General features: G+C 38.9%; 15 protein-coding genes. 11 read left to right on the top strand and 4 right to left on the bottom strand.

What is annotated here, in order from left to right:
* The first annotated feature begins 197 nt into the window (after positions 1–197).
* The 5 genes from AC07VK_RS13015 (at position 198) to AC07VK_RS12995 (ending at position 3,708) form a co-directional block, all read left to right on the top strand.
* The gene (locus AC07VK_RS13015; protein ID WP_492960959.1) at positions 198–1,451 is read left to right on the top strand and encodes an ROK family protein; all 1,254 of its coding nucleotides are present in this window, start codon (positions 198–200) and stop codon (positions 1,449–1,451) included.
* A 102-nt stretch (positions 1,452–1,553) separates the two neighbouring features.
* A complete protein-coding gene (locus AC07VK_RS13010; RefSeq protein ID WP_492960958.1) occupies positions 1,554–2,336 on the top strand; it encodes an alpha/beta fold hydrolase in 783 nt (260 codons plus the stop codon).
* 38 nt (positions 2,337–2,374) lie between these two features.
* A complete protein-coding gene (locus AC07VK_RS13005; RefSeq protein WP_492960956.1) occupies positions 2,375–2,641 on the top strand; it encodes a MafI family immunity protein in 267 nt (88 codons plus the stop codon).
* A 74-nt stretch (positions 2,642–2,715) separates the two neighbouring features.
* Positions 2,716–3,399, top strand: coding sequence for a GNAT family N-acetyltransferase (locus AC07VK_RS13000; RefSeq protein ID WP_492960954.1), 684 nt, complete (start codon positions 2,716–2,718; stop codon positions 3,397–3,399).
* Positions 3,400–3,483: 84 nt separating this feature from the next.
* The gene (locus AC07VK_RS12995) at positions 3,484–3,708 is read left to right on the top strand and encodes a CDGSH iron-sulfur domain-containing protein (RefSeq protein WP_010600649.1); all 225 of its coding nucleotides are present in this window, start codon (positions 3,484–3,486) and stop codon (positions 3,706–3,708) included.
* Between the two features lie 176 nt (positions 3,709–3,884).
* Here the strand turns inward: AC07VK_RS12995 and AC07VK_RS12990 are convergent, their stop codons facing one another.
* Together AC07VK_RS12990 and AC07VK_RS12985 are read right to left on the bottom strand one after the other, a co-directional pair.
* Entirely contained in the window at positions 3,885–4,688 is an 804-nt protein-coding gene (locus AC07VK_RS12990) for a helix-turn-helix domain-containing protein (protein WP_492960952.1), read from the bottom strand.
* Positions 4,689–4,878: 190 nt separating this feature from the next.
* Positions 4,879–5,757, bottom strand: coding sequence for an oxidoreductase (locus AC07VK_RS12985; RefSeq protein WP_492960950.1), 879 nt, complete (start codon positions 5,755–5,757; stop codon positions 4,879–4,881).
* Between the two features lie 147 nt (positions 5,758–5,904).
* Between AC07VK_RS12985 and AC07VK_RS12980 the strand changes: the two genes are divergently transcribed.
* The 6 genes from AC07VK_RS12980 to AC07VK_RS12955 all read left to right on the top strand — a co-directional run bounded on the left by AC07VK_RS12980 (position 5,905) and on the right by AC07VK_RS12955 (position 10,572).
* Positions 5,905–6,099: a hypothetical protein gene (locus AC07VK_RS12980; RefSeq protein ID WP_492960948.1), complete on the top strand. Its 195-nt coding sequence runs from the start codon at positions 5,905–5,907 to the stop codon at positions 6,097–6,099.
* A gap of 103 nt (positions 6,100–6,202) precedes the next feature.
* Positions 6,203–6,601, top strand: a complete 399-nt coding sequence (locus AC07VK_RS12975; protein WP_492960946.1) for a winged helix-turn-helix transcriptional regulator — start codon at positions 6,203–6,205, stop codon at positions 6,599–6,601.
* Between the two features lie 78 nt (positions 6,602–6,679).
* Positions 6,680–7,231, top strand: coding sequence for a hypothetical protein (locus AC07VK_RS12970; RefSeq protein WP_492960944.1), 552 nt, complete (start codon positions 6,680–6,682; stop codon positions 7,229–7,231).
* Positions 7,232–7,687: 456 nt separating this feature from the next.
* Positions 7,688–7,990: an ArsR/SmtB family transcription factor gene (locus AC07VK_RS12965; RefSeq protein ID WP_492952525.1), complete on the top strand. Its 303-nt coding sequence runs from the start codon at positions 7,688–7,690 to the stop codon at positions 7,988–7,990.
* Between the two features lie 12 nt (positions 7,991–8,002).
* Positions 8,003–9,103, top strand: coding sequence for an NADH:flavin oxidoreductase (locus AC07VK_RS12960; protein WP_492952524.1), 1,101 nt, complete (start codon positions 8,003–8,005; stop codon positions 9,101–9,103).
* A gap of 578 nt (positions 9,104–9,681) precedes the next feature.
* A complete protein-coding gene (locus AC07VK_RS12955; RefSeq protein WP_492960942.1) occupies positions 9,682–10,572 on the top strand; it encodes a pirin family protein in 891 nt (296 codons plus the stop codon).
* A 27-nt stretch (positions 10,573–10,599) separates the two neighbouring features.
* Here the strand turns inward: AC07VK_RS12955 and AC07VK_RS12950 are convergent, their stop codons facing one another.
* Together AC07VK_RS12950 and AC07VK_RS12945 are read right to left on the bottom strand one after the other, a co-directional pair.
* Complete coding sequence (locus tag AC07VK_RS12950; protein WP_492960940.1) at positions 10,600–11,796, bottom strand: porin family protein; 1,197 nt, start codon at positions 11,794–11,796, stop codon at positions 10,600–10,602.
* On the bottom strand, positions 11,793–12,431 hold the full coding sequence (locus AC07VK_RS12945; RefSeq protein WP_492960938.1) for an RNA polymerase sigma factor: 639 nt from the start codon (positions 12,429–12,431) through the stop codon (positions 11,793–11,795). The genes AC07VK_RS12950 and AC07VK_RS12945 overlap by 4 nt, the downstream gene beginning before the upstream one ends.

Here is a 12,431-nt window from a genome sequence, read left to right as displayed (position 1 = left end):
TAATAGTTTGGTTCCAAAAGCATTAGGATGCCGGAACGTACGGTTTATTGATCTGGTTAGATTAAAATTACAAGGTTAATGTTAATAAGAAATTATTATAAAGACAAAACATCGTTGATTTCTTTACGAATTAAAAAAACTTTAATAAATTTTTAATAGAAGTTATCTATATTTATCGAAATAGTGCAATCAATAACATGAATCTTAATCTATTAAATAACCTAACGTCAGACACCAACGACAAGCAATCGATCCAAAAACACAAGCTCATTAAATACCTTTTTAATTTAGGTGCATCTTCGGTATCTACTTTATGCGGGATCATGGAAATGAGCACGCCGAGCATTCTGAAACTTCTGACTGGCCTGATTGATGAAGGCTGGGTAGAAAAGAAGGGATATGGCTTATCTATTGGTGGGCGAAAACCCGACCTTTATCGTTTAAAAGATAAAAAGATCCTGATTCTCTGTATCGACATTGAATTATTTCATACCAAAATAGCCATTATTGATAACAACTATAATTTTGTATTGGATGTTAAAACCATTTCAGTGCCGATTTCAAAAAGCAGGACTGATTTTTTCAGTATCCTACATACCCACCTTCAGGATATCTTAAAATCGGCAGGCATTAAAAACAGGCAGTTTATTGGCTGTAGTGTTGGCATGCCTGGTTTAATTGATGCTGAAAAGGGAGAAAACTACAGTTATTTCTTAAACGATGATGAAAATATTCCTTTAAGTGCCGCATTTGAAAAAATGCTGAATATACCTGTAGTGATCCAAAATGATGTGAATGGCTCGTCAATGGCAGAATTTACGCACGGAATGGCTAAGGGCAAAAAAAATGTACTCGTATTGTTAATGGATTGGGGCGTGGGCTTGGGCATTATCATGGATGGAAAATTGAGGCAGGGCACCTGCGGTTTCTCCGGCGAACTGGGCCATATGCCTTTTGTAGAGAATGGCGCACTCTGTTACTGCGGAAAACACGGCTGCCTAGAAACCGTTGCATCTGGAAACGCGCTGTCGGAAATGGCAAAAGAAGGTATTTTATTGGGCAAAAATTCTATGCTTACTAACCTCTCGAATGAAGAACTGGAGAGAATTGAGCCTGCCCTGATTATTAAGGCAGCAAATAAAGGTGATCAATATGCCATTCAACTACTCTCCAACGTTGGCACTCATATGGGCAAAGGAATAGCGGTCTTAATCCAGTTATTCAACCCCGAACTGATTATTTTAAGCGGCAAAATTGCCGGGGCTAAACAATACATCACCTTACCCATGCAACAGGCAATAAATACCTATTGTATGACTCAAATTAGAGAAAAAACAACGATAGTTTCTTCCGAACTGGGCGAAAACTCCAGGTTACTCGGCTACGCAGCAAGTGGCATTGATCAATTTCTGGAAGCTTTTATCAGAAAGGCAAAAAAACTGAAGAAGTAGGGCATTAATTGGCCCAAAAAGCCCTAAACTTGTCTGTTATGTGCACCCGATTTTCCGATAGCTTAATTAGATTTGTACAGCAAATATTAAAAACCAAGACTGATGGAAACATATAAAAAAGCAGGCCACGAAAAGGTAAACGGCATCAATATGTATTACGAAATTTATGGTGATGGAGAAATTCCACTGGTATTAATACATGGTGGCGGCTCTACCATTCAGTCTACGTTTGGTAGGCTTATTCCGCTTTTGGCAAAATCCGGTCGGGTTATAGCTGTTGAACTTCAGGCTCACGGACGTACAAGCGACCGTGACCAGGCAGAATCTTTTGAGCAGGATGCGAAGGATGTAATCACTTTATTACATCAGCTAAAAATAACAAGAGCCAATTTTCTAGGTTTCAGCAACGGCGGAACAACAACTTTGCATATTGCAGCACACCATCCGGCTGTGGTGAATAAAATCATTGTCATTTCAGCCAATTACCAACGCGCAGGTTTAATTGATGGCTTTTATAATGGTTTTGGAGATGCAACCATCGACCATATGCCGGAGCCACTTAAAGCAGCCTTTTTAGCAGTAAATCCAGATCAAAACGCACTGCAGACAATGTTCGAAAAAGACAAACAGCGCATGCTCGATTTTACCGATCTGAGCGATGATGACCTGAGGGGAATTACTTCCGATGCGCTTTTGATGGTAGCAGATAAAGATGTGATCAAGCCCGAACATGTGGTTAAAATGTCGGGATTGATTGCAAATGCGCAACTGGTTATTTTACCTGGCGTGCATGGCGCTATGATCGGCGAAAACCTGAATCCGGATGTAAGTAACAAAACAATTGAGATTACGGCACATCTGGTAGAAACTTTTTTAAATAATTAATGTCTTACGCTAATCTGCATAAAAATTAACGCAGGTATATGAAAAAGAAATTAGCAATATTAATTGAAGAGGCTAAAATACTAGGTTTACCTCAGCGTGATCTAGACTATGCAAGTGATTTTTTAATTAACCATGAATATGGCCTATGCTACGACACAGTTATAACACAATTGTATGAGTATGATATAGAAATTGACCATAAGATATATACGCTAATTGCGAAAATTGCGAAAGACTCCGGCCTTTCCGAAGATGATTATTTGTTTATGAAAGATTTAGTTCGCATAAACACTGAAATTTCTTAGAAATTAGGAGTCAAGACTTAACTCCTTTAGATAAAATTACCTCCTCCTGATCTACCATTTAATATCTTTACCAGATGGAACACGTATTGGATAATCCAATTTATTATGCTTTAACATCTGGACATAGCCATATTGCAAAAGGCCTTGATGAGGTTAAATATTATATCGAAGATATCACCGCATTTGCAGGCTTAAAAGATAATTCGCAGGAGAATCTAAACACCCTTTATCAGATCAGTCCAGCAGAAAGTCTTTTCGTGTTTTTCTCCAAAACACCGGTCGAAATACCCAAGAAGTGGAAATTGTTAACGGATATCAACATGTTTCAATTTATTTTCAGCAGCAAGGAAATACCTGCAGCAAATGCAACAGAAATAAAAGACCTTAACCTGGAACATGTTGTAGAAATGATCGGTCTGGTAGAGCTGACTAAACCAGGGCCTTTTTTAGCTAAAACCATCGAACTTAGTAATTATACAGGCATATTTGTTGATGGTAGACTGGCTGCTATGGCCGGACACCGGTTGCATCCCAGTCCTTACCGTGAAATAAGTGCGGTTTGCACCCATCCTGATCACTTAGGCAAAGGTTATGCATTTAAGATTTTACAAGAACAGATTAAAAGAATATTGCTCCGTTCGGAAATACCGTTTTTACATGTTAGAAGTGATAATGAAGGGGCCATTAAACTTTATCATAAATTGGGTTTCGAGATCAGGACAGATATGATTGCCTACGTCATTAAAAAAGAGGCTTAAACCAAGGAGAGAATGTTTCTAAATAGAAAACCGTTCAGAAATTACCACTTCTATGCTTTAGTTTTGCACTAAACTAACATATACATGTCTAAAACAAAACTTACCATTAACAATAACGGCTCTGTTAAAATTGAGGGCGATTTCGAAATTGTAGATAGAAACGGAAACGTTTATGGCTTACAGGGCAGAGAAGTACTTTCTATCTGCCGTTGTGGTTTATCAAAAAACAAGCCTTTTTGCGATGGTGCACATAATGGCCATTTTGAGCATGAAGCAATAGCCTTTGATCTTCCTCCAAAAAAGGTTTAATAACGAAATTAAATTTTTAAAGAGGTTATATCATAAATATAGATTTGTCATCCTGAGCTTATCGAAGGACCTTTTAAGTTACTCCTTAGGGTGTTTCGACAAGCTCAACATGACAGCATCTGAGGTAAAATCACCTTTATGATACAACTCCTTTTATATTTTGAAAGCAGCATAAATTAAACACCTACCCTTGATGGCGCCATACCATATGCTTTTTTAAAAGCGAAGGAGAAGTGTGACAGGTCTTTAAACCCAACTTCGAGGTACACATCTGATGATTTCCAGCCTTTTTCGCTTAAGAGATAATAGGCATCGTTCAAGCGCTTTTTCTGCAGCCAGCGATTGGGCGAAAGGTTAAAGATCTTCTCAAAATCTCTTTTAAATGTGGCCAAACTTCTTCCCGTTAAATAAGCAAAACGGTTAATATCTACATTGAACTTATAATTGGCATTCATGTAGGCTTCGAGATCAATTTTTCCAGGTTCGGAAAAATCGAAAAGCACATCTTTTAATATTGGATTGGTCTGCAATAAAATCATTGCCGCTTCTTTAACTTTTAAATCGATCAAAGCCTGGTTAAACTCGTTATTTCCGTCTAAATATGGCCATATCGAATCGATAAAATTCTTCAAAAGACCATTGGCTTCTAACGCCAGACCTTTAATATCATGATTCGGCTTTTGCATATGCAGATCATATTCATTGCTGATTCTATGCAGAATATCCTGGTCGATGTTAATGCTAATCGACTTAAACTCTCCTCCTGCTGGCGGGTATTTGGTATAGCGGGCCAATTGATTTCGCCTGAAAAAACGAAAATCGCCATCCGAAAACACAAACTTCTCCCCTCCGATAAAAATTTCTGATGTACCCGCAATAACCAGTCCTAGCGAATGATTGGGAATAAACTGTTCACCCTCACTGCTTTTTTGCGCATAGCAGGAATACAGAATCTTGGGACGTTTCTCTTGATTTGGCATCTTGATCAAATTTATGGATTTATGGCGAGACATCGTCATCCCCGTGCAGACGGGGATCTTAATGCAAATAAACTTTGGTAATGGCATTAAGATTCCCAATCAAGTTGGGAATGATGTACCGCCAAATGGGATGGATCTTTAATAAATTCTCGACTGCGCTGCACTCCGCTAGAAATGACGATGCAACCAATTATTTCTTTGTAAAAGATTTACCCAGATCTGTTGTTAAAAAATTCTCTGCCTCATCGTGATCTGTTGATAAACTTACCTCCATCCATTTCTCCATTTCGGCAGTTCTGGTAGCATCGGCATGTTTAAGCATTCCAATGGCTTCACTTCCAAATACCAAATGTACCGGTGGTTCAGGGTTCTCTACCAGTGCCAGCATGGCTTTCGCTGCTTTTTGCGGATCGCCCATCGGTATAAAGTTACCACTTTGGAAAAAATCTGAGCGTTTTTCTACGGTAGATTCATACCCTTCAACATGAGGTGCATATGACATTGAGGCACCAGCCCAATCGGTACGAAAACCGCCAGGTTCTACACTGGTTACATAAATTCCTAAATCTGCTACTTCTTTTGCCAGGGCTTCACTAAAGCCGCTCAACCCAAACTTTGCAGCCTGGTAAATGCTTACTCCGGCATTACCTACCCGCCCGCCTATCGAGCTGATTTGAAGAATTCTGCCCGAACGTTGCTTACGCATAAATGGCAATACAGCTCTCGTAATTTCGATCGGTGCATATAAATTTGTTTCCAACTGACTGCGCACCTGTTCTTCAGTAAAAGCTTCGGCTGCACCAACAATTCCAAAACCGGCATTGTTAACCAAAACATCTATTTTACCAAAATGTGCTACAGCCGATTCTACTGCTAAATACACCTGATCGTAATCGGTAACGTCTAAAGTGATCGGAAAAATCTGATCAGGGTATTTTCCTACAAAATCTTTTAAGGCTGCTGTATTTCTTGCTGTTGCCGCAACTAAATCGCCTTTTGCCAATACTTGTGCTGTTAGGTCACGTCCCAATCCACGGGAGCTACCTGTTATAAACCAAACTTTTTTCATTTTTCTAAATTTTATAGAATCAAAGGTAGGTTGATAATCAAGGTAAAGTTTTGCTTCAAGGCTCAATTTACTTTGTTAAAAAGCTCAATCGGCTTGCCAGAACTTTTAAGCACCATCTGCTGTTATTTAATCAGTAATACATAAGCTATGGCGAAAGAAAAGAAAAAAGGGAAAAATAAAAAAAAGAAGAAAGAAAGTGGAAAAAAGAATAAACTCGGTGTTAAAAATTCATTGGTAAACAATATTAATGCCCGAAAAAAGAAAAGAAAATCTAGATCGAAGAAGAAATCAACCATCAGTAAAAAGGCTTATAAAAAGATGAAGAAAGGATGGAAAAAGTAGCCGTTTGTTATACTGCGGTAAAACTTGGACGGCTAACTATCTAAAAGATACTAGTATCCCAAAGGATAGTGATATCCTTTACGAAAGCTTATACCTTTGTACTATGGGACCAAGAAAAGAACACCGTAATCTAGAAACCTGTACGGCAAGTTTAAATGCGGTAAAGGATGCGCTCTATGTGTTAAATGGTAAGTGGAAGCTTCCGCTGATTATTTCTTTGCAAGAAGGACCACTGCGTTTTAATGAGATCCAAAAATCACTTGGAGAAATTACGCCCAAAATATTATCAAAAGAACTTAAAGATTTAGAATTAAATGAATTTGTAGTCAGGAGAGTATTTTCTACCACTCCGGTTACCGTAACTTACGAGCTTACCCCTTATAGTGAATCGCTTGAAAGGGTAATTGATGAATTAAGGGATTGGGGATTAAAACATCGCGAACGGTTGGTTAAAAACAGAAAAAACCAATCGGTTGAAGCAGAAATGGCGACCCTGATTTAGGCCGCCAAATTTGATCTGCCAGTCCATCCATTTTGCCAAAAAAAGCAAAAAACTGATAATGATAAAATTCGGCTATCTTTGTACAAAATAAAATCGATGGCGGTATTACATAAAAAAGAAGAAAAAATTCAGGCAGTGCTGGGTAGGTTGCCTAAAAAATATACAGACGAACAATTTGTAGAGATGTTTATCAGACTTTACTCTAAAGATTGGGGCAAAATTAAATCGGCTTACATTAAACAATCTCAGGATAAAGAACCCGGAACCATCATCAATATGCCGAAACCAGAGGTATATTTACGGCAGATCCTGGCAAACTATCTACAACAAGACCATGCTTCGAAAGCAGTAGCGGTTAAAGAAGAACCTGTTGTTGAAGCACCGGTTACCGAAGTTAAAAAAGCGAAGGCTCCGGCTAAGAAGAAAGAAGCTGTAGCTGAAGAAGTGCCTGCCGAGGTTAAAAAAGCAAAAGCACCTGCTAAAAAGAAAGCTGAAGCAATTGAAGAACAGACTGTAGAAGTTAAAAAAACCAAAGCGCCTGCAAAGAAAAAAGCGGAAGCGATTGAAGAGACTCCGGTAGCTGAAAAGAAAGCAAAAACACCTGCTAAAAAGCCGGCAGCAAAAAAATAAAAAAATATTTTATATCAAATATAATAAATCACCTTTTTGGTTGTTTATATATATGAGAGCGTTAATTTAGATGACGGGGATAGGTCGGTATGATTTATCCCCGTTCTTTTTTGACTGTTTTTTGCCCTTGCATATATCTTTGTCATTCTGAGCAAAGCGAAGAATCTTAGAATTAGTCGTTCACAAATAACGACTTCGAAATTCTCACCAGATCGTCATTTCGACCGCAGTGGAGAAATCTTTTAAATTTCACTTAAATAATTTTGCTTCAAAGATCTCTCTCCCGAAAGTTCGGGATTGCACTCCAGTCGAGATGACGCAACTATGTAATATGTAACAAAGAATCTTTTCAGCTCATACCATAATTCGTTTTTACCTACCTTCCAGTTTTACATCCAATTGTAAACTTTATCCTTTTAATTGGCATATCGGGAAAAGTCGATATACATTTGTGCCATGGATCAGGTAGAAATATTCAAAGCCCTTTCGAACAAAACACGTTTACAGATTTTAGGCTGGTTAAAAGCGCCTGAGCTACATTTTCCTGAACAGCCCAATGCCGATTTTGAAAATGTAGGTGTTTGCGTTGGGCAGATTCAGCTTAAAAGTGGTTTATCACAAAGTACCATTTCCGAATACCTCTCTATTTTACAGCGCGCCGATTTAATCAGTTCAACGCGTTTAGGCCAATGGACTTATTACAAACGCAATAAAGAAGGCTTAGAAAAATTAAGCAAAATCATCAATACCGAATTATAATTTTAGAAACATATGAACACAGATAGTTTATTCAGGCCGTTTAGCCTTAAAACATTAAATATCAAAAACAGAATAGTAATGGCCCCAATGACGCGGTCATTTTCTCCAGGTGGCGTGCCAACAGCCGATGTTGCCAGCTATTACGCAAAAAGAGCAGCTGGTGAAGTGGGTTTAATTTTATCAGAAGGAACCGTAATTAACCGTCCATCTTCTTCTGCCGATCCTAACATTCCACATTTTTACGGTACCGAAGCTTTGGCAGGTTGGGAGAACGTAATTAAAAGTGTGCACCAGGCCGGTGGTAAAATGGGTCCGCAGATCTGGCATCAAGGCATCATGGATAACCACGCATCAGGCTGGTTACCAAGTGCGCCTTTTGAAGGTCCATCAAGCCTGAACAAACCAGGTTTCGAAAACGGCGTACCGATGACTGATGCAGCCATTGCAGATACCATTGCGGCTTTTGGCCAGGCGGCAGCAGATGCCAAAGCGTTGGGTTTTGATACTGTTGAAATACATGGTGCACACCAATACCTGATCGATCAGTTTTTTTGGGATGCTACAAACAACCGTACCGATATTTATGGCGGTAAAACCTTAGCTGAACGTACCCGCTTTGGTGTTGAAGTCATTAAAGAAGTACGTAAAAGGGTTGGAGAAGATTTTGCACTGATTATCCGTTTATCACAATTTAAACCTGCTGCCTACGATTTTAAACTGGCTAAAAACGAGCAGGAAATGGAACAGTGGTTAACGCCACTGGCCGAAGCCGGAATTGATATTTTTCATTGTTCGCAACGCCGATTCTGGGAGCCTGAATTTGAAGGTTCTGACTTAAATTTTGCAGGTTGGGCTAAAAAAGTAACCGGTAAAGCTACAATCTCAGTGGGCTCGGTTGGTTTGGATGGCGATTTTTTTGGTGCTTTCGCAGGCCAAAGTTCACAACCTAGCTCATTAGATGAGCTGGTACGCAGAATGGACCGCGGCGACTTCGATTTAGTAGCTGTTGGCCGTCCGCTTTTAGCAGACCCGAACTGGGTAGAGAAAATTAAAAACAACCTTACCGAAGAACTGAAAGGCTTTAGCAAAGAAGCTTTAATGGAATTGGTATAAAAATCCTATTTTTTCTTTTTAAGTTTGGAAAAGCATCTCGAAAGGGATGCTTTTTTATTTCTTGTGATGTCAGATGTTACCATCTGACATCTATTGGAGAACTATATAATTTTAAAAGAAGGCACTAAAAAATTCTTGGGTAAATTAAGAAAAGTAATGCCTGTTCATGTGCCGCCAAATGTTACCATCTGACGCACATACCAGCATAATTAAATTTCTTAGCGAATCCTTATTTCGAAATATCACTCTTAATCAGTCAGATGGTAACATCTGACTGCACGAAAAAATCAGGATAACGCTGCCAGTCAAAGCGAGATGCCGATTTCCTTCAAATTGGCAGAAGCGGGAGCGGGACGACAACAACCCAAAAGCTTCTGCAACTGCTTTCCAAAAACAAAACAGGGCCTTTTCTTGATAATGAGGTTTTCGTCATCTCGACTGAAGCGAAGTGAAGAGATCCATTGAGACAGATTTCTCGACTCCGTTGCACTTCGCTCGAAATGACGTGACGAATAGAATTTCAATTTAAATCCCGCCCTTTTTCCTTAAATTCACGTCATCAAAAAACTGATTGTACCATGTCGAACATTAAACTCATTATCGAAGAAAGACCTGCAAATATTGGCAATTTTATGGTTGGCAGGTTGCTGCCTTTCAGAGAGAAACGTATGGTTGGCCCTTTTTCTTTTATAGACCACATGGGGCCTGCCGCAATGAGCGATCATGAAAATCTCGACGTTCCACCTCATCCACATATCGGTTTATCTACCTTAACTTTTTTATTTGAAGGTGAAATTACACATAAAGACAGTTTGGGTTCGGATATTGTAATTAAACCCGGACAGGTAAACTGGATGACCTCAGGCAGTGGCATTGTACATTCGGAAAGAACTCCTGAATACCTTCGCCATACCGATAAAATGCTTCATGGCTTACAAATCTGGGTAGCTTTACCTAAAGATTTGGAACAAATGAACCCTGAGTTTTGCCATGTAGAAGGGGCAGACATTCCAAGCTGGACAGAAGATGGCGTAAGTTTTAAATTAATTGCAGGAGAAGCTTTTGGTTATAAATCTCCGGTTCCCGTATATAGTCCCTTGTATTTTTTAGAATTGAAAAGTACGAAGCAGCAAAAGCTAAATATTGGCGATTACCTTTTTGGGGAAAGTGCACTTTATATTTTAGAGGGTGCAATTGAAAGCGAAGGGAATATTTTTGAGCCGCGTTTAATTTTAATTGCCAACGACGCCAAACTGTGCGAATTTACCATGCACGAAAACACCACCGTTTATATTTTCGGAGGTGACCCCTTTCCTGAAGAACGTTTTATTTACTGGAACTTTGTTGCATCTGACAAGGAACTGATTGAAAAGGCCAAAACTAAATGGCTGGAACAAAGCTTTAAACCCGTTCCCGGTGAAACAGGGTTTGTGCCTTTACCTGACCAGCATCCGCTCAGCAAAAAGTAATCCCTGGATCAATTAAGATTAGAAAACTTAATTTCCTTTCCTGAACAAATTCATATTTACCGAAACCGCCACACCTGTTGATGATAGTTTAGAGTTTCCATAGCCAATATCTGTTAAAGGAATTTTCATAAATGGTTTAGCGCTGATGCTTAAATTATTATTTATTTTGTGCTGAAACTCTACACCAACATTTGCTATACCTAAATAATGCTGATTCTCGTTCCTGACTTCGTAACTTAGAGGACCTTGATAAGCTCCATTATAAGAATAGTTGTATTTCTCTTTCAACATTAAATAACTGGATAAACCTGTACTTACTGAAATCGAATTTCTACGCCCGTCAAAAACCTTATAGTTCACATTAATTGGAATATCAATTACATCACAATTGGCGTGAATATTTGCTGGGCTTACCTTAAAAACATAATTGCTGTTAGGCTTGTATTGGCTAAAATCTGAGTCGTAGATTTTCTTAGCGTAAGCTGCCCCGGTTGTAACACTCAATTTCTTGGTTAAGAAAAGCGTAGCTTCTACCCCAAAACCGCCACTTAAACTACTTTTGCCTGATTTCTGCACACTGGTTAAATCTGGCGCAGCCTGGATACTTAAAACAAGCCTTGGCCTTTTCTTAAAAACCTGTGGTTGCATTTTCTCCGATTTTTTGTGGGCTACGGTAGCAACAAGAGTTTGTTTTTCAAATGCTACAGGTTTACTTTCCGTGCTTAATTGCGCAGTAGACAACACTTTGGCTAAAAGGTTGTGACTAATAACATAACCAGTATCCAAAACTTTAGGAAAATGTGTATTAGCCGTGCCCCCATTAGTAACGTTATGCTCATTTACAGCTTTAATACTTTCCTTATTTCCAGTCAATAAACGCCCTTCATTATTCGCTGTGGAAGCGTTGTTCGCTGTCGGTGTTTCGATTAAATCTGATGTATTATCTAAAGCTTTATTGTTTTCTTTTTTGTTCGTATTTGTATCCGTTTTTACCAGTGAATTGTTTTTAGGCAGATTATCATTCGGTTTAACCAATAAAAACACCACCAGCAACATTGCGGCTATCCCAGCTACAGCAGTTAACCAAATTAGCGGCACTACCCGTCTTTTTGGTGCTGGATGCAATCTCTCCTCCAGATTATCCCAATCTAAATCATTAAAAGGAAGGTCGGGATTTTCCAATCCATCCTTAAATAATTTATCTATATCTTTTCCCTCTTTCATTGCATATTTGTGTTTAACCTCACCTGTAAAAGGTTCCTGTCTACTTCCGAATTCCTTACCTGGTAAGTTTTCGTCTCTGTAGCTTTTAACATTTCCTGTAATTTTTGCCTTGCCTTAAACAGGTTAGACTTTGATGTACCTACCGATATCCCAAGCATTTCGGCAATTTCTTCATGCGTATATCCATCTATGGCAAAAAGGTTAAAAACGGTACGGTAACCCGCGCTCAGCTTTTGCACCAGTGCCAGTAAATCGTGGTAAGCCAACTTATCATAGACAGAACTTACCTGCGCAATATTTTCATGATCCAGAATATCTACGTGATCAGCAAATTTTAGATTAGCACGATAATAATCGATAGCTGTATTGGTTATGATACGACCAAGCCAGGGTAAAAAAGCCTTGCTGGGCTCATATTTAGTTATGTTCTTAAAGGCTTTAAAAAAACCATCATTCAGTATTCCTGCAGCATCCAACCGATCGTTTGCATAACGCAAACAAATACCCATAGCAAAGCTATAGAAATGTTTGTATAGCGCTTTTTGACTATCCCTTTCATTTCTAATGCACCCTTGAATATACTTTTGTATAATATCTTCACTATCGCGGCTAGCGGTCACAGGTTCTCCTTTCAA

The organism is Pedobacter sp. GW821-FHT01D05 (assembly GCF_059422505.1).
The sequence above is the reverse complement of the archived record's forward strand: the minus strand, read 5'-3'. Positions and strand labels throughout refer to the sequence as shown.